This window comes from Flavobacterium plantiphilum, from assembly GCF_046000495.1.
Taxonomy (GTDB): domain Bacteria; phylum Bacteroidota; class Bacteroidia; order Flavobacteriales; family Flavobacteriaceae; genus Flavobacterium; species Flavobacterium plantiphilum.
The window spans coordinates 155373-178625 of sequence record NZ_JBELQA010000008.1 but is presented as its reverse complement, the minus strand read 5'-3'; the positions used below and the strand labels follow the sequence as shown (position 1 = coordinate 178625).

At 34.3% G+C, this 23253-nt stretch carries 19 protein-coding genes and 1 tRNA gene; 9 read left to right on the top strand and 11 right to left on the bottom strand.

Translation table 11 applies throughout. The features are described from left to right. The 3 genes from ABS764_RS14240 to ABS764_RS14230 all read right to left on the bottom strand — a co-directional run. Positions 1-2678: hypothetical protein (locus tag ABS764_RS14240; protein WP_408082455.1), on the bottom strand; the 2678-nt coding region annotated here is incomplete at its 3' end. 398 nt (positions 2679-3076) lie between these two features. Continuing rightward, positions 3077-4291, bottom strand: a complete 1215-nt coding sequence (locus ABS764_RS14235; RefSeq protein ID WP_408082454.1) for a 3-oxoacyl-[acyl-carrier-protein] synthase III C-terminal domain-containing protein — start codon at positions 4289-4291, stop codon at positions 3077-3079. A gap of 845 nt (positions 4292-5136) precedes the next feature. Then, positions 5137-7770, bottom strand: coding sequence for a valine--tRNA ligase (locus ABS764_RS14230; protein ID WP_408082453.1), 2634 nt, complete (start codon positions 7768-7770; stop codon positions 5137-5139). A 236-nt stretch (positions 7771-8006) separates the two neighbouring features. Here ABS764_RS14230 and ABS764_RS14225 point away from each other — a divergent pair, with 236 nt between their 5' ends. After that, positions 8007-8396, top strand: coding sequence for a DUF1573 domain-containing protein (locus tag ABS764_RS14225; RefSeq protein ID WP_408082452.1), 390 nt, complete (start codon positions 8007-8009; stop codon positions 8394-8396). A gap of 41 nt (positions 8397-8437) precedes the next feature. Here the strand turns inward: ABS764_RS14225 and ABS764_RS14220 are convergent, their stop codons facing one another. Then, positions 8438-9754: an aspartyl protease family protein gene (locus tag ABS764_RS14220; protein ID WP_408082451.1), complete on the bottom strand. Its 1317-nt coding sequence runs from the start codon at positions 9752-9754 to the stop codon at positions 8438-8440. A gap of 125 nt (positions 9755-9879) precedes the next feature. Between ABS764_RS14220 and ABS764_RS14215 the strand changes: the two genes are divergently transcribed. From ABS764_RS14215 to lgt, 5 genes are all read left to right on the top strand, one after another. Continuing rightward, on the top strand, positions 9880-11076 hold the full coding sequence (locus ABS764_RS14215; RefSeq protein ID WP_408082450.1) for a pyridoxal phosphate-dependent aminotransferase: 1197 nt from the start codon (positions 9880-9882) through the stop codon (positions 11074-11076). Positions 11077-11274: 198 nt separating this feature from the next. After that, positions 11275-11946, top strand: coding sequence for a GTP cyclohydrolase I FolE (gene folE, locus ABS764_RS14210; RefSeq protein WP_408082449.1), 672 nt, complete (start codon positions 11275-11277; stop codon positions 11944-11946). A gap of 79 nt (positions 11947-12025) precedes the next feature. After that, positions 12026-13504 (top strand): cysteine--tRNA ligase, encoded by a 1479-nt coding sequence (gene cysS / locus ABS764_RS14205; RefSeq protein WP_408082448.1) that lies wholly within the window; start codon positions 12026-12028, stop codon positions 13502-13504. Positions 13505-13567: 63 nt separating this feature from the next. Further along, positions 13568-13816, top strand: coding sequence for a membrane protein insertion efficiency factor YidD (gene yidD / locus ABS764_RS14200; protein WP_408082447.1), 249 nt, complete (start codon positions 13568-13570; stop codon positions 13814-13816). Positions 13817-13874: 58 nt separating this feature from the next. Beyond that, the gene (gene lgt / locus ABS764_RS14195; protein WP_408082446.1) at positions 13875-14801 is read left to right on the top strand and encodes a prolipoprotein diacylglyceryl transferase; all 927 of its coding nucleotides are present in this window, start codon (positions 13875-13877) and stop codon (positions 14799-14801) included. Between the two features lie 126 nt (positions 14802-14927). On the opposite strand, the gene ABS764_RS14190 is transcribed toward lgt, so the two are convergent. The 5 genes from ABS764_RS14190 to idi all read right to left on the bottom strand — a co-directional run bounded on the left by ABS764_RS14190 (position 14928) and on the right by idi (position 17408). Then, positions 14928-15001: transfer RNA gene (locus ABS764_RS14190), tRNA-Thr, on the bottom strand. 78 nt (positions 15002-15079) lie between these two features. After that, positions 15080-15346, bottom strand: coding sequence for a hypothetical protein (locus ABS764_RS14185; protein WP_408082445.1), 267 nt, complete (start codon positions 15344-15346; stop codon positions 15080-15082). A gap of 57 nt (positions 15347-15403) precedes the next feature. Next, the gene (locus ABS764_RS14180) at positions 15404-16372 is read right to left on the bottom strand and encodes a type I phosphomannose isomerase catalytic subunit (RefSeq protein ID WP_408082459.1); all 969 of its coding nucleotides are present in this window, start codon (positions 16370-16372) and stop codon (positions 15404-15406) included. A 68-nt stretch (positions 16373-16440) separates the two neighbouring features. Next, complete coding sequence (locus ABS764_RS14175) at positions 16441-16851, bottom strand: 6-pyruvoyl trahydropterin synthase family protein (RefSeq protein ID WP_408082444.1); 411 nt, start codon at positions 16849-16851, stop codon at positions 16441-16443. 29 nt (positions 16852-16880) lie between these two features. Next, the gene (gene idi / locus ABS764_RS14170; protein ID WP_408082443.1) at positions 16881-17408 is read right to left on the bottom strand and encodes an isopentenyl-diphosphate Delta-isomerase; all 528 of its coding nucleotides are present in this window, start codon (positions 17406-17408) and stop codon (positions 16881-16883) included. A gap of 309 nt (positions 17409-17717) precedes the next feature. On the opposite strand from idi, the gene msrB reads away from it, so the two are divergent. Together msrB and msrA are read left to right on the top strand one after the other, a co-directional pair. Then, positions 17718-18269 (top strand): peptide-methionine (R)-S-oxide reductase MsrB, encoded by a 552-nt coding sequence (gene msrB / locus ABS764_RS14165; RefSeq protein WP_408082442.1) that lies wholly within the window; start codon positions 17718-17720, stop codon positions 18267-18269. Positions 18270-18298: 29 nt separating this feature from the next. Beyond that, on the top strand, positions 18299-18913 hold the full coding sequence (msrA, locus tag ABS764_RS14160) for a peptide-methionine (S)-S-oxide reductase MsrA (RefSeq protein WP_408082441.1): 615 nt from the start codon (positions 18299-18301) through the stop codon (positions 18911-18913). A gap of 15 nt (positions 18914-18928) precedes the next feature. On the opposite strand, the gene ABS764_RS14155 is transcribed toward msrA, so the two are convergent. Next, the gene (locus tag ABS764_RS14155) at positions 18929-20509 is read right to left on the bottom strand and encodes an NAD(P)/FAD-dependent oxidoreductase (protein WP_408082440.1); all 1581 of its coding nucleotides are present in this window, start codon (positions 20507-20509) and stop codon (positions 18929-18931) included. A gap of 141 nt (positions 20510-20650) precedes the next feature. Here ABS764_RS14155 and ABS764_RS14150 point away from each other — a divergent pair, with 141 nt between their 5' ends. Continuing rightward, entirely contained in the window at positions 20651-20890 is a 240-nt protein-coding gene (locus ABS764_RS14150; protein ID WP_408082439.1) for a hypothetical protein, read from the top strand. A 107-nt stretch (positions 20891-20997) separates the two neighbouring features. On the opposite strand, the gene ABS764_RS14145 is transcribed toward ABS764_RS14150, so the two are convergent. Further along, the gene (locus ABS764_RS14145; protein ID WP_408082438.1) at positions 20998-23193 is read right to left on the bottom strand and encodes a RecQ family ATP-dependent DNA helicase; all 2196 of its coding nucleotides are present in this window, start codon (positions 23191-23193) and stop codon (positions 20998-21000) included. Between the last annotated feature and the right edge of the window lie 60 nt (positions 23194-23253).

Genomic DNA, 23253 nt, shown 5'->3' with positions numbered 1-23253 from the left:
TGCGTTTTAGTTACGGTATAAGTAGTTGTCACCAGTGGATTTACTGACGGATTAGCCAATGAAGAACTAAAACCAGCTGGCATAGAACTCCAGGAATAGGTATAACCCGCTGCTGATGCTTCTCCGATTGTACCTCCATTAGCATTCATAGTACAGGTTTTAGTAAAATCAGCTCCTGCAACCGCAACCACAGTTGGTTTATTTACTGTCACAGTTACTTCGTCGGTATCACTACAACCGGAAGCAATATGCGTTTTAGTTACGGTATAAGTAGTTGTCACCAGTGGATTTACTGACGGATTAGCCAATGAAGAACTAAAACCAGCTGGCATAGAACTCCAGGAATAGGTATAACCCGCTGCTGATGCTTCTCCGATTGAACCTCCTGATATATTAGCAATACAACTTATGGTAAAATCAGTTCCTGCATTCGCTAAAACATCTGGTTTATTTACCGTTACAGTCACTTCATCGGTATCAAAACAACCGGAAGCAGTATGCGTTTTAGTTACGGTATAAGTAGTTGTCACCAGTGGATTTACTGACGGATTAGCCAATGAAGAACTAAAACCAGCAGGCATAGAACTCCAGGAATAGGTATAACCCACTGCTGATACTTCCCCAATTGTACCTCCATTAGCATTCATAGTACAGGTTTTAGTAAAATCAGCTCCTGCAACCGCAACCACAGTTGGTTTATTTACTGTCACAGTTACTTCGTCGGTATCACTACAACCGGAAGCAATATGCGTTTTAGTTACGGTGTAAGTAGTTGTCACCAGTGGATTTACTGACGGATTAGCCAATGAAGAACTAAAACCAGCTGGCATAGAAGTCCAGGAATAGGTATAACCCGCTGCTGACGCTTCTCCGATTGAACCTCCTGATATATTAGCAATACAACTTATCGTAAAATCAGCTCCTGCATTAGCTAAAACATCTGGTTTATTTACCGTTACAGTCACTTCGTCGGTATCAAAACAACCGGAAGCAGTATGCGTTTTAGTTACGGTATAAGTAGTTGTCACCAGTGGATTTACTGAAGGATTAGCCAATGAAGAACTAAAACCAGCAGGCATAGAACTCCAGGAATAGGTATAACCCACTGCTGATGCTTCCCCAATTGTACCTCCATTAGCATTCATAGTACAGGTTTTAGTAAAATCAGCTCCTGCAACCGCAACCACAGTTGGTTTATTTACTGTCACATCCACACTATCAGTTGCACTACATACTGTACCTGTTTTAGTTTTTGTAACAGTATAAGTGGTATTTACTAAAGGATTAGCAACAGGATTAGCAATATTGGGATTGCTCAAACCTGTAGTTGGCAACCAGGAATAAGTAAATCCTGCTTCCGGCGTTTCCCCAATTTCTTTACCATTTGGATTTGTAATACAGGTCATAGCAAAATCTGCTCCGGCATTAGCCACTGGAATCAAATCCAAATTCAACTGAATAGGAGCTCCGGGAAAATCTTTCAATTCTGATTGAGCAGAATTTCCGGAAGATCTTGTTCTGATAAATAATGTGCTAATATTAAAACAGGGATCACTTGGACTGGTATTTTTAAATACTTCTGTTAAATTAATTGCTCCTTCAGCCCATTGGTTAGGGGCATAAGTCCCCGGATTAACTCCATAAGCATCAAATGGCACTGTAGTCGTTACACTGTTGTTCGTACAAAAAATATTGCCGGGAAAGGTATTATTGGGAACTACAACATATTCAAATCCACCACCAGCTTTAGCTTTCCAAACCCTAATTACAACAGTAGCATCGCCACCACCCTGCGTAAATTCGATGGTAATCAGAACATCTCCTACCGTACGCCCTCCATCGGTACCTAAGCTGGAAAATGAACCACTACCTCCCGTAATTGGTGCTACACCTGTATTAGGATCTACAGGTCCAAAAGTCGCACCGGATATTGTTAGCGGTTTTTGTAAAAATTCAAAATCAATATAACTACTTCCGTTAGTTACCTGGCGATCACCAGCAAAAAGACACCACAAATCTGTAGGATTTCCAGGCCTGCTGGTACCATTAACAAATGATATTCCATCAATACTTTCTCCTCCGGTTACTGAAGCACTTCCGTAACTAAAATGAGCTCCGGCATTCTGAATCTCATTTTTATTTGGAGAAGATCCCGCTCCCCAGGTATAGGTATTAGGATTATCATTTATTTTATTAGAGGAAGTAAATATGCTTAAATCATTAACATATCGATCTTGCAGAAAAAAAGTAAAACCAGGATATAACAGGTTACCATTAGTAAAATCAAGAACTCCATGATTGACAGGATCCAGAACAGGATTTCCTGCATTAACCCTGTCAAATAAATCTCCTACATTCTCATATATGGTTCCTATGGGTTCGTGTGCCCAGGCATCACCATCAACACCTGAACCGGTAAGCGGATACTGAACCGGCACAATTCCTTTGATATTTTGAGCCTGCAACGTATGAGTTATCATCAGAATTACAAACAAAAATGAGAGAAAAACACTTGGACGATACCAAATGCTGTTACATAATTTTGTTAAAAAATCAATCCAATTTTCACCATTAAACTTTGAAGAATTTAATTTAGAAGTAATGCTTTTTTCTATCAGGCCACCTATTCTTTTAATAGATAAAACATCTAAAAGTTTAAAAAACGTATTCTTTTCCATGATATAAAGTATTTATATTTCATAAGTTTTTATTATATAGGAAATTGAAAAAAATTTGGGGAATGCCTAAAAAACGTAATCTTCAAAGAGTAATACTCTGAAGTAGTCCTTCATTATCCGATACCTTTATAAAAAAGCATATCGCATACTAACACCAAAAAATCTATTTTTAAATATTATACTAATGTGGAGGTTAGAAACAGTAGTTTTCAGATTCAGGGGGTAAGAAAACCTGTAAAAAAAGTTTGATCTTCATCATTCATGAAGTAAGGATCAATACAAAAATCCAATTGTATGAAACAATATGAACTTTTTTAGTTCATCAAATAAATTTTATTTTAAATCTTTAAAATTAATTTACCAAAGACAAAAAACTATATGTTGTTTACCATAAATACTTATAGTTTTTCTAATAATAATGAAGTAGCTGTAAGCCCGGGACCAAATGCCATAGCAACAACCATAGTTCCGGATTTGATAGCAGAATCATTAATAATATTATTTAATATATAAGGTATTGTAGCCGAGGACATATTACCATGCTCTTTTAACACCTCATACGACCAACGTGCTAAATTTTCTGAAATCCCAATTTCACTGACCACATAATCAATAATTTTAGGTCCTCCCGGATGTATTGCAAAATGCATTTCTGATTTTTGTTCGTCGAGATTTACCCCGCATTTTCCGCAAAGAGTTTCCAGAAAGGATTTAATATTTTTGCGTATAAAAACCGGAACTCTTTTAGAAAGTGTCATTAAAAAATTATATTCTCCTAAATCCCAGGACATATCTTCTAATGAATCGGGAATAATAACTTCGTGAAAAGCTAAAATACGCAAACCTCTTTTTTCATAAATGGAGTTATCATTCATAAATGATGCTTCTTCATATAATGAATAACCTATAAAACCATCGGCAAAAAGTGAACAAATCATGGTATTTGCCGGAGAAAATTCAGTCAGGTTTAAATGGACAGACAATAATTCTGTATGAACGACATCAGCTCTTCCGTTATTTAAACTTGCAGCTATAAGACTACTGGCTGTACGAATAGCCGGAAAAGCACCATAACACCCCATGTGATAAGAATGAGTAACCTGAACACTACTCCAGTTTCTTGCTATAACAGCTTCCTGAGCAACACTTGGAGAGGAATAACCTGAGCAGGTAACATGGATCAGATTTTCAGGTCTACTGTCATTTTTTGAATAAAACTGATCAAAAACATACCTCATTTTGTTTTTAAACCATTCCATTCTCACTTCTATTTTAGGCCCAAAAGACTTTCCTTCCTTAACTTCGAATCCTTCAGGAAAATGATAGTCCACAGGAGAAGTAACTTCCATGATTTTTTCTATAAATTCTTTTACTTCTTCAAAAATAATAATCTGTCTTTTGCTAATACTTTCAGAAGAAACAGAATACTTATCAACCTGATCCGAAATAAAATCAAAACTAACTTTTTCTTCATTAATTTCATGAGAACGCATAGCTACAGGAGTATTCTGAAAATGATAATATAAAAATTTAGTATACTGATTAAGCTTTTTCTGCTCAAATAATTTACCAACTGAGATAGGGTGAAAATTGGAAAGAATAATGCTTTTCATAACCTTTAATTTTAATTCATTATTAAGCTTCAAAATGAAATTTCTAAAAATAATATTATTATCAATTTAGTTTTCAATACTTTATCAGCAAAAAAAAACGAACTGATTAAGCCCAAACAATCTCATTTTCTGCTACATTCCATGATATTTTTTTGAGAATCATATCCCTAAAATTTAAAATTGCATTGCACTACTTATAAATGAATTAAAGTATTTCTATATCATAGAATTTATTTAAAATTGAAGTTTGGAAAAAACTTTATTACACAAGAAAAATCCAGGTATAGATGAAATGTAATCTTAAAAATAAGTGACACTCCATATCCACCATTAAAAAGCTATTTAAAAAAATAGTTGTTAATGATTAAAAAAATAAACCGGTTAAAACTAAGTTTTCAGATTAGGGGAAGAAAACCTTCATAAAATAAACTTCATAAAATAGTACATGAAGCGATCAATCAATTGGTCTAAGACAATAAAATTTAACCAATATCTAATAATTACATTTGTTCCAGTAATGAAAAAAACATATTTAGGTTAAAAAACAAGCTTGAGGAACTTGAATACCAATAAAAAAATTTCAAAAAAAAAAGAAATCTGAAATCATTCTGCCTATCATTAAGTATACGTTTTAACAATAAGACTTTCAAAGTTAAATGTAAATGAATGAACGAAATGTTAAAAAAAACTTAAAATAGTTAATCTGTTAATTTTGTCGATAAAAAGACATTTTAGGTAAGAAAAAAGAATATTTAAATTACTTTAACTAGTATTATCCTAAAAAATAATAGCCAAAATAAACCTAAAATTTACTTTGGCTTTTGTAATAAAAAAAGGTGTTTTTCTTATTTTAATCCAGCTAAACTTTGCTCAATCGTTTCAATCTTAGCTAAAGCATCCGCTTCTTTTTGTCTTTCGTTAGCAATTACCTTTTCCGGTGCGCCGTTAACAAATTTTTCATTTGATAATTTAGCCTGCACCGATTTTAAAAATCCTTTTATATACACTAACTCCGCATTCAATTTTTCGATTTCTTCCTCGATATTGATATTTCCTGTAATAGGTATAAAATATTCATTTGATTTCACCCGGAAAGACAATGCACCGTCTACTTTTTCAGAAACATATTCGAAAGCGGAAACATTTCCTAATTTCGTTATAATCGAATCAAAATAAGTTGAAACATTTTCGCTGTTGATTCCTTTTAATTCAATGGTATCTTTAAACGGAATATTTTTGTCCTTACGAATCGTTCTGATTCCTGAAATTACTTCAATTGAATTTTCAAAATCAGTAACTAACTTTACATCAAATGATTTTACTTCCGGCCAGCTTGAAACAATTAAAGCTTCTTCCGGGGTTCTGTCGGCAATTAAATGCCAAATTTCCTCTGTTAAGAATGGCATGAAAGGATGAAGTAATTTTAAATTACTCTCTAACATTTCGATTGCTTTCGCAAAAGTTACGCTGTCAATTGGCTGTTGGTAAGCCGGTTTGATCATCTCTAAAAACCAAGAACAGAAATCATCCCAAACCAATTTATAAATAGCCATTAATGAATCAGAAATTCTATATTTCTCGAAATTATCTTCAATATCAACTAAAGTTTGTTGCAGTTTAGCTTCGTACCATTCGATAGCTACTCTTGATGATTCCGGTTGCGGAATAGAATCTGAAACTTCCCAGCCTTTAATCAATTTGAAAGCATTCCAAATTTTATTCGAAAACCCTTTTCCTTGATTGCATAATTCTTCATCAAACATAATGTCATTTCCGGCAGAAGCGCTTAAAAGCAATCCTACACGAACTCCGTCTGCACCAAATTTCTCAATTAAATCCAAAGGATCAGGTGAATTTCCTAATGATTTAGACATTTTGCGACGTTGTTTATCACGAACTAAACCTGTTAAATATACATTAGTGAATGGTTTTTCGCCAGCATATTCGTAACCTGCAATGATCATTCTCGCAACCCAGAAAAATAAAATATCCGGACCTGTAACTAAGTCGTTTGTTGGGTAATAATATTTAAATTCTTCGTTTTCCGGATTTACAACTCCATCAAAAACGGACATTGGCCAAAGCCACGCCGAAAACCAAGTATCTAATGCATCAACATCTTGTCTCAAGTCAGAAGTTTGAAGTTGGGAGTTTGAAGTTTTTTCTTTGGCTAATGCCAAAGCATCTTCGATATTTTCTGCAACAACAAAATCTTCTTTTCCGTCTCCGTAATAGAAAGCCGGAATTCTGTGTCCCCACCATAATTGACGCGAAATATTCCAGTCGCGAATATTGTTTAACCAATGCGCATACGTATTATTGAAACGAGCTGGATGCAATTTAATATCACCATCTTCCAAAACGGATTTGATTGCTGGTTTTACCAATTCTTCCATTTTCAAGAACCATTGATCCGATAATCTTGGTTCGATTACCGCTTTTGTTCTTTCAGAAGTCCCCACTTTATTTAAGTGGATTTCTGTTTTTGCCAAAGCCCCAATTTCTTCCAGCTCTTTTGCAATTTCAGTACGAACCACAAAACGGTCTTTTCCTTGGTAATGTAATCCGAAGCTATTTAAAGTTGCATCTTCATTAAAAATATCAACGATTTCAAGATTGTGTTTTTCACCCAAAGTTTTATCGTTCATATCGTGTGCAGGAGTGACTTTTAAACATCCTGTTCCGAATTCTACATCTACATATTCATCTTCAATAATCGGAATTACTCTTCCGCAAATTGGAACTATTGCTTTTTTACCTTTCAAATGTGTAAAACGCTCATCATTTGGGTTGATACAAATGGCAGTATCTCCAAAAATAGTTTCCGGACGAGTTGTAGCGACAGTCAAAAATTCCTCAGAACCTTCAATTTTATATTTTAAGAAAAATAATTTCCCTTGTTGTTCTTCATAAATAACTTCTTCATCTGACAAAGTTGTTTTAGCTTCCGGATCCCAGTTTACCATGCGATAACCACGATAAATCAAACCTTTATTATACAAATCAACAAACGATTTTATTACAGAAGCTGACATATCCGGATCCATTGTGAACTTAGTACGTTCCCAATCGCAGGAAGCACCTAATTTTTTAAGCTGCTCAAGAATTGTTCCGCCATATTTATCAGTCCATTCCCAGGCATGTTTTAAAAATTCTTCGCGGGTCAAATCGTTTTTGTTGATTCCTTCTGCTTTTAATTTTGCCACAACTTTAGCCTCTGTTGCAATAGAAGCGTGATCTGTTCCAGGTACCCAGCAGGCATTAAATCCTTTTAAACGGGCTCTTCTTATTAAGACATCCTGAATAGTATTGTTCAACATATGCCCCATATGTAAAACTCCGGTAACGTTTGGCGGAGGAATTACAATGGTATAAGGTGTTCTATGATCCGGTTCCGAATGAAAATAGTTGTTTTTCATCCAGTAATCATACCATTTTTGCTCTATTGTTTTAGCGTCAAATTGTGCGGGAATTGTCATTTTTCTATGTTGATTCGTTTATTTGTCAATTTGCAGATGCGGCTAAAGAGCTAAACAGCAAACAACTACCATATTAGCAAATAAACACATCAACAAATAAACCATTTACTTTGGTCTGATTTTTGTATTTTAATTCGGGAACAAAAGTAAATAATAAAGTACACTATAAAAAGAGAAATAAAAATTTGTGCACTAATTAAAACAAAGTATATTTACTTTTTAAACAACCAACAACCATGAAAAAAATAGCCACATTAGCAGCAATCTTATTATTTAGTGGTATAGGATTTGCTCAAAAAGGAGCTAAAATAGAATTTAAAGCCCAAAATAATACCATTGATTACGGAACTGTCAATAAAAAAGACGACAATGGTATTCGCTCATTTGAATACACCAATACCGGTGATGCTCCGTTACTCATTTATTCTGTTCATTCCACAAGCAACTGCACTGTTTTATCAAAACAAAACGAAACAGTACAACCTGGAAAATCGAGCAAAATTGATATAAAATATGACATGACTCCCGGACCAATCAGAAAAACAATAACAGTAGAATCAAATGCCATCAATTATCACGAAGGAAGAATTCCTCTGAAAATAAAAGGCGAAGTAGTTTCTCTTTAAAACTTGTTCAAAATGCTTTCTTAAAACAGGAAGCATTTTTTTTATAAAACATTAAGTAACCGAAACCTGAAATCCATCAGTTTTCCATCCCTCTGAATACTTAATTCTATCCAGATTTCTTCTTCGGACCATAAAAGAGAATTAATTTCCGATAACGAAAAATTATATGCTGGTTTTCCGTCAATAGCTACTAAAAGATCCCCTTTTTTAAGACCACTCTCAAAAGCCCCCGATTGTTCCCGGACATAACCAATTTCATAAACAGGCTTTAACTCCAGTCGGTATTTATTAGCGGATTTATTAGCTTCACCACTTATAACTATTGAATTGTTCATACTAATAACCATTTGCGGCACTAACTGCAAACTTGTATACCAAATCTCAATTCCGCTTTTATTATAATAGAAAGGAGCTTTGTAAGATTTATTTTTCTTTAAATACAGCCAGCTATTTTTATAATCGAAAACAACCGAAAACCGTTTCAAAATAGCTCCTCCCAATGATCCTAATCGATTAGACTGCAAACTGATATTTTTTATAGAAGCAGCATCAGGGAATGCCACAACAGGGAAATCAAACTGAAAATCACCTATCGAAAACTTAACCACTCGAGCCCTCCTCCCTTCCACTGTACCACTTAAGCCTTGTCCTAAATAATCATAAAAATTGTTTTGCGGTACATCTATTTTATAGGAAAGCTGATCAAAAAGCCAGACTGCATCACTATTGCCACTGTCGATAAGCAGTTTCGCCTTAACTTCATCCCTGTCCATCCACACCGAAGAATTGACATAAGGTTTGTTTTTCTCTATAAAAATGGGGATTTTAGAGTATTTTTTTTCAATCTTATGGTGATACTTAGAGTCGGTTTTATAAAAGAAAACTACTTTATTTCGATAATCTGTTTCCACCAAATGATTTTTAAATGCTGACGAGCCAATAATACCATTGACTGTAATACCAACAAAAGCGGATAAATTAAATAATGGATCTAAAACTAAATACAACATATGATTTTCAGACTGTAATTTATCTATTTCCAATAAATTACCTCCGGACTTAAGACCTTCAACTGCTTCATTACTTCCTAATCCTCTGATATTTATTTTCTCAACACGATTCAGGTTAAGTTCTTTAGTATCTTCCAGTCCAAATAAAATAGTTTCTTCAACGCCGGAATCTAACAAAAACAGAAGCTCAACACCATTTACCTTAACGGGAATAAAAACTAAATTATTAATTATTTTTACAGGAACTCTAATCTTATTACTTTTTGTATTTTTAAATTGAAAGTCCTGTTGCGAAAAAGCTGAAATCGCAAAACCAAAGAGCAAAAAAAATAAGATAATTTTTTTCATCGCAAGGCTGTTTCTATAAAGTTAATAAATTTCTTGTTTATAAAATGATATAATTTCAAATTGTAAATCGATAGTGACATAGTTCAAAAAAAAAATCGCAAATTTGTAGCAAATTTTTATATAAGATGCCTGAGATTTCAATAAGAGGCCGTAAAATGCCTGAATCGCCAATTCGTAAATTGGCACCATTTGCTGACATAGCTAACAAAAAAGGCCTGAAAGTATACCACTTAAACATAGGTCAACCCGATATAAAAAGTCCAGAAATAGCCATTCAAGCCATTAAAAACATAAAAATGGACATTATTGAATATGGTCCGTCGGCAGGTTATGAAAGTTATCGTAAAAAATTAGCTCAGTTTTATACCAATCAAAATGTAAGAGTTGATCATACTGACATTATGATTACTACTGGCGGCTCTGAAGCTTTGTTATTTGCATTAGGAAGTATTATGGATCCGGGAGATGAAGTCATCATCCCAGAACCTTTTTATGCAAACTATCATGCTTTTTCAGAAGAATCAAGTGCTACTGTAATCCCTGTGAATTCAAGTTTTGAAAGCGGTTTTACTCTGCCTTCCATTGAAGCTTTTGAAAAATTAATAACTCCTAAAACTAAGGCTATATTAATTTGTAATCCAAGTAATCCGACTGGAAATTTATATTCAGAATCTGAAATTCAGCAATTAGGTGAATTAGTAAAAAAACACGATTTGTTTTTAATTGCTGATGAAGTCTATCGCGAATTTATTTACGATGAAAAAGACCTCCATTATTCGGTAATGAATCTAATCGGTTTAGAACAAAACGTAATTATGATTGATTCGGTTTCTAAGCGTTACAGCATGTGCGGAGCTCGTATTGGTTGCATGGTTACTAAAAACAAACAGGTTATTGCAACCGCAATGAAATTTGCGCAAGCACGTTTATGTCCGCCTACTATTGAACAAATTGCCTGTGAGGCAGCTATTGACACACCGCAAAGTTATTTTGACGAAGTAATCAGAGAATACAAAGAGCGAAGAGACACTTTAATAACCGAATTACATAAAATTGAAGGTGTAAAAGTAACGCCGCCTAAAGCTGCATTCTATTGCATTGCCGAACTTCCGGTAGACAACACCGAAACTTTTGCACAATGGTTATTAGAAAGTTATAATCTAAATGGCGAAACCGTGATGGTGGCTCCAGCGGCAGGATTTTATTCCACTCCGGGAATGGGCTTAAATCAGGTACGTATTGCTTATGTCCTTAACAAGGAAGATTTAACAAAAGCAGTTAATATATTAAAAGATGCTATTGCAACATACAATGCAAGATAAAACAAAAACCTTCTTTTAAAAACACAAGACAAAGACAATAACGAATTATAAAAGTTATTGTCTTTGTGATTTTAAATAATACCACAAATAACACCTAAGAGCGCCTATTTTTTTATTAAAAGCTATAGAAATTCTTTAGTTTATATTAATTATCTTTACAGCCTTAAAAATATACACCCATTATAACAGTAGTATTTAATGATACAAAATGAAGAACTGCACGATTCCATAGGAGACAATCACATTGGTTCAAGTGCACAAAATCCAATGCGTGAAGACGCTTTTGCCATTTCGGATGATGAAAAAATTGAAAAAATAAAAAAAGATGTCGAAAACATTCTTTTAACTCTTGGAATGGATCTTACCGACGACAGCTTAAAAGGTACACCTAATCGTGTAGCAAAAATGTTTGTAAAAGAAATTTTTGGTGGATTAAACCCTGCCAGAAAACCAAAAGCTTCTACTTTTGACAACAACTACAAATATGGTGAAATGCTGGTGGAAAAAAATATTATTGTTTACTCTACCTGTGAACACCACTTATTACCTATTATTGGCCGGGCTCATGTTGCTTATATTTCTAATGGTACTGTAATAGGTTTATCCAAAATGAATCGTATTGTAGAATATTATTCTAAAAGACCTCAGGTACAGGAACGTCTTACTATGCAGATTGTTCAGGAATTACAACAAGCTTTAGGAACTGAAGATGTAGCCTGCGTTATTGATGCCAAACATCTTTGTGTAAACTCCAGAGGAATCAGCGATATTGAAAGTAGCACTGTAACATCTGAATTTGGAGGAAAATTCAAAGAAGCACAATGCAGAAGAGAATTTTTAGACTATATCAAATTAGAAACTAAATTCTAACAAACACTGTTATTTGCATAAAAACTCAGTCCTTTCTTAAAAGAAAACAAACTGAAAAACAGCTCACAAAAAACAAAACATGTCAATCTACAATACTCAAACACTAAAAATATACAATTCCCTTTCAGGAGAAAAAGAACTATTTGTACCTATCAATGAAGGAAGCATTGGAATGTATGTTTGCGGACCCACAGTTTACAGTAATGTACATCTTGGAAACTTAAGGACTTTTATGTCTTTTGATGTTATTTTCAGATATTTTATTCATTTGGGTTATAAAGTAAGATACGTCAGAAACATCACTGACGTGGGGCATATTGTGGATGATGTTGATGAAGGAGAAGATAAAATTGCTAAAAAAGCCAGATTAGAACAATTAGAGCCAATGGAAGTAGTACAGCGTTATACTGTAGATTTTCATGAAATTCTAAAAGCATTTAACTTTTTACCTCCAAGTATAGAACCTACCGCAACAGGTCATATTATTGAGCAAATTGAAATCATCAAAAAAATAATTGATTCAGGAATTGGCTACGAAGCAAATGGCTCTGTTTATTTTGATGTGGTAAAATTCAATAAAACCAATCATTACGGAAGATTGAGTGGCCGTAATATTGAAGATATGCTTGCCAATACAAGAGACCTTGACGGTCAATCAGACAAGAGAAACCCACAGGATTTTGCTTTATGGAAAAAAGCTGAACCGCAACATATCATGCGTTGGCCTTCTCCATGGAGTGATGGTTTTCCAGGCTGGCATTTAGAATGTACTGCTATGAGTACCAAATATCTTGGCAATCATTTTGACATTCACGGAGGCGGAATGGACTTAAAATTTCCACACCACGAATGTGAAATCGCTCAAAATGAAGCCTGCACCGGACAAACTCCTGTCAATTACTGGATGCATGCCAACATGCTTACTTTAAACGGTAAAAAAATGGCTAAATCTACAGGAAACAATATTTTACCCGGAGAAATTCTATCAGGCAAAAACAATATTCTCAGCAAAGCTTTTTCAGCTTCAGTAGCGCGTTTTTTTATGCTGCAGGCACATTATAGAAGCATTCTTGACTTTTCGGACGAAGCAATTATGGCCGCAGAAAAAGGATATAAAAGACTAATGGAAGCCATTGATTCGCTAAAGCAAATAAAAACCGCAGGCAATAGTACAGTTGATATTGCAAGCTGGAAACAACTTTGCTACGATGCGATGAACGATGACTTTAATACCCCAATCTTAATCGCCCAATTATTTGAAGGGGTACGTTTTGTCAATCTGTTAAAAGAAAACAAAGAAACCATCAGCGTTGCAGATTTAGAAATTCTTTCAACAACAATGGAATCTTTCGTATTTGATGTGCTGGGATTAGAGAATCAAAAAACAGCTGATAGCAGCAATGACAAATTGGAAGGAACCATAAACATGCTAATAAACATGCGAAATAAAGCACGTGCCGATAAAGATTTTGCCATGTCTGATCACATTAGAGACCAGTTATCAGCTTTAGGAATTCAACTTAAAGACAGCAAAGAAGGAACCAGCTTTAGCATCTGATTTTATAAAATCATACGTGAGAATATTTTATTATAATTTAAAATCATTTCATAAATAGCAAAAATGTTTTCAAAAATCATCATCTTGCCGTTTGTAATTTTGGTGCGAATTTACCAGCTAGTCATTTCGCCACTAACGCCGGCAACATGCAGATTCACACCCACGTGTTCTGCTTATATGATTGAAGCTCTAAAAATTCATGGTCTTTTCCGTGGAAGCTATTTAGGCCTAAAAAGAATCTTTAGCTGTCATCCATGGGGCAAAAGCGGTTACGATCCCGTTCCTGAAAAAAGAAACAGTCACAAACATTAACCTTTAATTAGTACCGGTTTTACTTAAAATATTTACTTTTACATATAAAAAAAAATACATGACACACGCTTTAAATATCGTTTGGAATCCTTCAGAAGGTATCGACTTAGGCTTTTTTATAATTAGATACTACAGTTTAATGTTTGTAGTTGCCTTTGGATTAGGCTGGTACATTATGAAAAACATTTTTGAACGTGAAAATGAATCTCTTGAAAAACTGGATTCTTTATTTGTCTGGACAGTTCTTGCTACACTCATTGGTGCCCGCTTAGGACATGTTTTATTTTATGATTGGGAATATTTCAGAAACCATCTTCTTGAAATATTTTTACCATTCAGATTTTCACCTAAATTTGAATTCACAGGATATCAGGGACTCGCAAGTCATGGAGCAGCAATATCAATAATTGTTGCTATGTATTATTACAGCAAAAAAATATTAAAAAGACCTTTGCTCTGGATTTTAGACCGTGTGGTAATCGCTGTAGCCAGTGGTGCCATCTTTGTAAGACTTGGTAATTTTTTCAATTCAGAAATTGTTGGAAAAGAAACTAACTCTGCTTTTGGTGTAAAATTTATTCATGATTATTTCAGCAAAGCGGATGCTGTAAATGCTACACAGATTCCAAACCCGAAAGAAGCCTACACAGCCATTGCTACAAATCCTAAATTCGCTAACTTATTAACTCAGGTACCTGTTAAACATCCGGCACAATTATATGAAGCATTTTGCTACGTTTTTGTATTTGCAATTCTGTTTTACCTATACTGGAAAACAGAAACCAGAGAAAAATCAGGATTTTTATTTGGGTTGTTTTTAGTATTATTATTTTCAGTACGAATGGTAGTGGAATCTGTTAAAGAGAGCCAGGGTGGTTTTGAAAACGCCTTAGGATTACTTTCTACAGGTCAATGGCTAAGTATTCCTTTTATACTTATCGGTTTTTATTTTATATTTACTGCAGAAAAACCGATAAAAATATAATTTCAAATAAATCGAAATAATAAGAAATGCCGTCTGTAATCAAACAGACGGCATTTTTTTTATATCAACTAACACAAAGTCTAAAAACAAAAAAAAAACATCTAAAATAATTAGATGTTTTTTTTGAGCCGATAGAGGGACTCGAACCCACGACCTGCTGATTACAAATCAGCTGCTCTAGCCAGCTGAGCTACATCGGCGTCATTATTACGGGTGCAAATATACATCTGAATTTTAATTTTCCAAAGGAAATTTACACTTTTTTCGCTTTTTTTTGACTACAATTCGTTGATTTTAGCAATCAGCTGATTTGCAGTTTGTTCCAGTTCTACATTGATTTGCTTGAAGTGTGCTTTCTTATTTTCTACATTCTTAGCATTCACTTTTGCAATCAAATTATCAAAAGCAGCAATAGCCTCATCAATTAAATTATTCGTTTCTTCTGTAGGTTTTCCTGAAGTAGAAAGTTCAAACAAATAAACCGCTTCTATAATATCACCTAAAACGTAGTTGATGTCTTTCTTTAAATTCTTAACGTTTGCCATTTTTATTTTAATTTTAATTTGCGTCTGCAAAAGTACACATAAACTTTTTATTAGCCACTATGAAATGTAAATTTCTAAAATAGAAGCTTTTCCACTCAAAACCAACTCACTCATAGCCGCAGGAATTAAAACCGTATCTCCTTTTTTATAAGAATACTGAGCCCCATTACATTCAATCTCAAAACTACCTTCTACACACATGTAAACTGTAAATGTTTCTCCTGTCTTTTTTGCTAAAAGATCTCCTTCCAGAGGAATAAAGTTAGTTGTAAAATAAGGACAGTCAACCACTTCATTCGATTGATTAGCTACTTTATCATATTGTTTATAAGTATCTGTCTTTTCATAATTAATAGCATCCAATGCTAAATCTATATGCAATTCACGTCCATTTCCATTAGCATCTACCCTGTCAAAATCATAAATACGGTAAGTAATATCAGAAGTCTGCTGAATCTCAGCTACTACTAATCCTGCTCCAATAGCATGAACCGTTCCTGTTTCCAGAAAAAACACGTCTCCCGATTTTACTTTTACATCATCCAGAATTGAAAGCAAGCTTTTATTCTCCAGATTTTTAACATATTCATCTGCATTCGATTTTTCTTTGAAACCTACTATAATACGGGCATCTGTATCAGCCTGCATGATGTACCACATTTCTGTTTTACCAAAAGAATTATGACGTTCTTTTGCCAAAGCATCGTTAGGATGCACCTGAATTGATAAATCTTCACGGGCATCTAAGTATTTAAAAAGTAACGGGAATTGCTTTCCAAACTTTTTATAAACTGCTGTACCTAATATTTCATTAGGAATATCATCAATCAGTTCAAGTAGTGATTTCCCTTTTAAAACACCATTAGAAATCACACTTACATCTCCTTCAACAGTAGATAATTCCCAACTCTCACCGGTCGTTGGTGAAGTAATTGGTTTATTAAGTACTGTTTTTAATTTTTCTCCTCCCCAGATTCGGTCCTTCAAAATGGGTTCAAATTGTAATGGGTATATATTCTTCATTATTCTTAGTTTAAATTTATCTCGTTTCTGTTTTATTTAAAATAAATGAGTTTTCCAGCGATTTAAATACATCACAATCCTTTATAACTTACAAAATTTCTGGGCGTTTCGTAAAGCACTACTTCTAAATCAAATTCAGATTCAATATGCATTCTGAGTTTATTCCAGATTACCACAGCAATATTTTCTGCAGTAGGATTTAAATGCTCAAATTCGGGCACATCCAGATTTAGATTTTTATGATCAAAAGCATCTTCGACTTCTTTTTTTATAATATCTGCCAGGATCTTCGCATCCATTACAAAACCCGTTTCAGGATCAATAGCCCCTGTAACACTTGCTGTTAATTCATAATTATGACCGTGAAAATTAGGATTATTACATTTGCCAAAGACAGCATCATTTTGCTCAGAAGTCCAGTCCTTGCGATACAAACGATGTGCTGCGTTAAAATGAGCCTTTCTGCTTATTGTTACTCTCATAATCCAATTTTAGATTCAAAAAATTAGTTTTAAACTTTATGCGCTTCCAGATAATGATAAAATTTATCGAAAATGATTTTAAACCATACGGTATAGATCTCCGGATGAATTAAAATATCCTCTTTCACAGCCTCAATATCCATCCATTTCCAGGACTCCACTTCATCTGAATTAATCAATGGGGCTTCATTATAATTACCAATCATAACATGATCTAACTCATGCTCCGTTAATCCGTTATCGAATGGTGCTTTATATATAAAATGAAACAATTCTTTAAGCGGAGTTTCAAACCCCATTTCCTCCATCAGTCTTCTGTTTCCTGCCTCAAGATTAGTTTCACTTTCACGCTGGTGACTGCAGCAGGTATTAGTCCACAACATTGGAGAATGATATTTATGATGTGCCCGCTGCTGCAGCATCAATTGATTTTTATCATTTAACACAAAAACCGAAAAAGCACGGTGTAATACCGCTTTTTCATGAGCTTCTAATTTTGGCATCAAGCCAATTTGCTCATCATTTTCATTAACCAGTATTACGTTTTCTTCTGTCATATTTTTTTATAGCTAGACAAAAATACAAAAAAGATAAGGAAACCATAAGGCTTTAACGTTCTCTTTCAAAATATAAATCAAACTGAATTTCATTCACTAAAAGAGACAATAATAATATCTGACAACACCTTGCTTTTAAAACCGAAAATATGCTTAAATCGTATATATAATAAGTTAAACAAGCCATAAATAGCTGTTAAAATGTAAACGAACCGACATTAAAAACTGAAAACGACCGTTATCTTTGTTAGTGTCAAACCATTACACAGCAATATTTAGATTATAAAAAAACACATTAAAGACAAAAAAATGAAAACAAAAACCCTAATTAATCTGCTTTTATTATTGCCTGTATTTATGTTTACCGCCTGCGGACAAAACAAAAAAAACACAGTAACAATTAAAAAAACATCTGATAATAAAATCAGTAAACCCGGCAATCCATACTACTCTAACACCGACACTACAAAACTAAAACTTAGTGATGCCGAATGGAAAAAAGTACTTCCGGAAGACGTTTATCTGGTTATGCGTCATGCCGAAACAGAAAGAGCATTTACAGGAAAATACTGGAACACTGAAGACAAAGGAACTTACTATTGTGCCTCCTGTGGTAATTTATTATTTCGCTCTACCGCCAAGTTCTCTAGTAGTTGTGGATGGCCTAGTTTTTTTGAGCAGGAAAATAAAAAAAGTGTTACTTATAAAAACGATTATTCATACAACATGGAACGTATAGAAGTACTTTGTGGAAGATGCGGTGGCCATTTAGGACATCTTTTTGATGATGGACCTCCTCCTACAGGAAAAAGATATTGCATGAACTCTATTGCATTAGATTTCATCCCTGACAGCAAATAATTCGGATACATCAGTTAAAAAACAACATTATGAAAAATTCACTTTTAATATTCTTACTGCTTTCTATAAGCATGATGGGACAAGATAGTAATAAAAAAAACACTTCAAACACAGAAACCATAACTCTTGGAGGAGGTTGTTATTGGTGCATTGAAGCTATCTTTGAAAATCTTGACGGAGTAAAAACAGTCGTTTCCGGTTTTTCAGGAGGAACAACAGTTAACCCAAGTTACGATGAAGTATGTACCGGAAAAACAGGACACGCCGAAGTTGTTCAAATTACTTTTGATAAAAGCAAAACCAATTTAGACGAAATTCTAAAAGTATTTTTTACCGTTCACGACCCAACCACATTGAATCGTCAAGGGGCAGATGTAGGAACACAATATCGCTCGGTAATTTTTTACAGAAATGACGAACAAAGAAAAACGGCAACAGACATTATCAATGATTTAAACAAAAACAAAGTATACAATAACCCTATTGTAACCAAAGTAGAACCTTTAAAAAAATTCTACAAAGCCGAAAATTACCATCAGGATTATTACGAATACAACAAAAACAAACCCTATTGTAGATTAGTAATCCAACCCAAATTAGAAAAATTTGAAAAGGTTTTTAAAGACCGATTAAAAAAGAAATAATTTCACAATCCCCGACTAAGCAATTATTCGGGGATTTTTATTTAAAGATTCGCCAATTTTTAAAGCGCATTTTTCACCATCAATAGCTGCCGAAATAATTCCACCCGCATAACCAGCTCCTTCACCGCAGGGATACAAACCTTTTATTTGCAGATGTTCCAATGTAATTCCGTCTCTTGGAATTCTTACTGGCGACGATGTTCTGGATTCAGGAGCATGTAAAATAGCCTCATTAGTCAGATAGCCACGCATGGATTTCCCAAAAGCAGTAAACCCTTCGCGTAATATTTGCGTTAAAAAACCGGGAAAAACCTGTCCTAACTCTACTGGTGTAGTTCCGGGAACATAAGAAGTTTTAGGAATATCTTTTGAAACTTTAGACTGGGTAAAATCAATCATCTTTTGCGCAGGAACTTTTTGAGTCTGCCCTGCCAGATGCCATGCTTTTTGTTCAATGCTTTTTTGAAATTCCATTCCTGCCAAAGCCCCAAACTTAGCAAATGGTTTAAAATCTTCTAATTTTAATTCAACTACAATCCCCGAATTAGCTGTTGCCTGATCTCGTTTAGAAGGCGACCATCCATTAGTCACTACTTCACCGGGACTGGTTGCACAAGGAGCTATAACACCCCCCGGACACATACAAAAAGAATACATTCCTCTACCGCCTACTTGCTTTACGATACTATAAGGCGCGGGTGGTAACAATTCTCCACGAAAATCGCAGCTATACTGAATGCTGTCAATTAAGGATTGCGGATGTTCAGCTCTTACGCCTAAAGCAAAAGGCTTTGCTTCAATAAATATTTTTTTTCTATCCAATAATTCAAAAATATCTCTAGCCGAATGCCCCGTAGCCAAAATTAATTTATTGGCTAAAATTCGATCCCCGTTCTGGACAACAACACCTTCTACCTCATTATTCTTAATTAAGATATCGGTTACCCGTGTTTCAAACAAGACCTGACCGCCACATTCTTTGATTTTCTCACGGATGTCTTCAATAATCTTTGGTAATTTATTCGTTCCAATGTGCGGATGTGCATCGACTAAAATATCAGAAGTAGCTCCGTAAGCTACTAATAATTCTAAAATCCGGTTGACATCGCCTCTTTTTTTAGAACGGGTATATAATTTTCCATCCGAATAGGTTCCGGCTCCTCCTTCTCCAAAACAATAATTAGAATCCTCATCTACAATATGATCCCGATTAATTGCTTTTAAATCACGACGTCGTCCACGCACATCTTTTCCTCGTTCAATAACAATTGGTTTCAAACCCAATTCTATTAGTTGCAATGCTGCAAAAAGTCCCGCCGGTCCTGCACCTACCACAATTACTTCCTGAGCATTGGAGACATTAGGATAATCAGGAAGTTGTAATATATTTTCCTGAAAAGTATCTCCTTTAAGATAAATAAGTACTTTCAAATTGATTTTAACCACTTTTTGTCGGGCATCAATCGAACGTTTTAAAATACTAACATGCTCAATTTCCTGTGGAATCACTTTTATTTGTTTGGACAAATAGTCTTTAAGCAACAATTCATTTGCAGCAATTTCCGGAGTTACCTGAAGTAAAAGTTCTTTTGGCATTGTATTTTATTTTCTATTAGCTTTCTTTTTATGAAAGAAGTTGCAAAAATACGATTTTGAATCGAAAATTAGTTTACGAATATAAAATCCATTTTCAAAATAGTCTTCGTACTTTTGCAATTGAAACTTTTACGATAAAAAATGTCCAGAAAAATAAAATTAATTTGGGATTTCCGCGGACCTGCTGCTGCAAAAACGGCAGAACACCACGAAATACATTTAAAAGAATATATTGCGATAGAAAAACTTCCTTTAAACATTACCGGATTTGAGGTACATGGCGAAATGCAAGCCATAGCTTTTATGGTAGTTACTGATGAAAATATGATTCAGGTAAGAGATACCTTAAAACCACATCGTGGGGAACTTTTCACCGAATAGAGCGCAGATTTTAGAAGGCAGAAAACAGAAGGCAAAAAAAATTCAGATTAACACTTTATTAAAAAGAATTAATCTGAAATCTGAAACTTTAAGCCTGCAATATAAATCTAATTTGCTACTTCACTGATAAATTTGATACGCATTAATCGCAATTCGTCAATATCGTAATCTCCTTCAAATTCTTTTAAGGCTTCTTCTATTTTATCGGTTTTGGATTCCATGAAATAGTCATGAATTTCTTCCTGTTGATCTTCATCAAGCATATCATCAATCCAGTACTTAATATTCAATTTAGTTCCCGAATATACAATTTGCTCCATTTCTTTAATTAACGCATCCATTGTTAAACCTTTTGCTTTTGCAATATCATCCAAAGATAATTTTCTGTCAATATTTTGAATAATATATAACTTATTAGCCGAATTAGTTCCGGTAGATTTAACAACCAGATCATCTGGTCTTATAATGTCATTATCTTCAACATATCTATTGATTAAAGCAATGAATTCGGCACCATATTTTTTAGCTTTTCCTTCCCCAACACCATGAATATTAATCAATTCAGCTTGAGAAATTGGATATTTCAAAGCCATATCTTCTAATGAAGGCTCCTGAAAAACCACAAAAGGAGGTACTCCTAATTTTTTAGCTACTTTTTTACGTAAGTCACGTAACATTTCCATCAAGGCTTCATCGGCAGTACCAGCAGATTTAGCTGCGGTTACTATCGCTTCGTCTTCCGCATCACTGTATTCATGATCTTCTGACATCATAAATGAAGTTGGATTAGCAATAAAATCCAAACCTTTCTGGGTGATTTTTACAATACCATAAGTCTCAATATCTTTTGACAAATACCCCTCTACTAAAACCTGTCTCAACAGAGCCATCCAATATTTTTCGTCATGTGCTGTACCACAACCAAAAAAAGATTGTGAATCGGTACGATGCGCTTTTATAACAGCATTCACACGACCTATTAAGGTAAAAACAATTTCTTTAGACTTATATAAATGTTTGGTATCACGAACTACTTCCAAGAGCTTAACCACTTCATCTTTCGCCTCAACTTTGGTTTTGGGATTTCTGACATTATCATCCATATCAGCTCCTTCCCCGGTTTCGCTGTCAAATTCTTCCCCAAAATAATGCAGTAAAAATTTTCTTCGGGACATAGACGTTTCAGCATAAGCGACCACTTCCTGTAACAACGCAAAACCAATTTCCTGCTCGGCAACCGGTTTACCTGACATGAATTTTTCTAATTTCTCTACATCTTTATAAGAATAATAAGCAAGACAATGTCCCTCGCCTCCATCTCGGCCGGCTCGCCCTGTTTCCTGATAATAACTTTCTAATGATTTAGGAATATCGTGATGAATTACAAAACGAACGTCTGGTTTATCAATTCCCATTCCGAAAGCAATCGTAGCCACCACCACTTCTACATCTTCCATTAAAAACATATCCTGATGTTTGGCTCTGGTTTTAGCATCCAGTCCGGCATGATAAGGAACAGCGCTTATACCATTGACTTTTAATACCTCGGCAATGGCTTCTACTTTTTTACGGCTTAAACAATAAATAACCCCTGATTTCCCTTTATGCTGACGAATGAAACGAATAATATCCGATTCCACATTTTTAGTCTTAGTACGTACTTCGTAATACAAATTAGGTCTGTTAAAAGAAGCTTTAAAGGTAACCGCATTAGACATATCCAGATTTTTAAGAATATCTTCCTGTACTTTAGGAGTTGCCGTAGCAGTAAGACCTATAACCGGCACTTCACCTATTTGTTTAATTATATTTTTCAGATTTCGGTATTCAGGTCTAAAATCATGCCCCCATTCAGAGATACAATGTGCCTCGTCTATAGCAACGAAAGAAACGGTGACACTTTTCAGGAAATTGACATTTTCTTCTTTAGTCAGTGATTCCGGGGCTACATACAATAATTTAGTTAATCCCGAAGTAATATCTTTTTTTACCTGAGCAATTTCGGTCTTTGTTAGTGAAGAATTTAAAACATGGGCGATGCCGTTTTCTGAAGACAAACTTCGTATCGCATCTACCTGATTTTTCATTAATGCAATTAATGGAGAAACTACCACTGCAGTTCCTTCCTGAATTAAAGCAGGCAACTGATAACATAACGATTTTCCTCCACCTGTAGGCATTATTACAAATGTATTCTGCTTGTTCATTAAGCTTGTAATCACTTGTTCCTGTAATCCCTTAAATTGACTAAAGCCAAAATATTTCTTTAATTCTTTATGGATATCAATTTCGTTTGAATTCATTCTTTATTATATGGTATTTTGTATAAATTTGCATCACATAAAGATACAAATTTCTTTTAC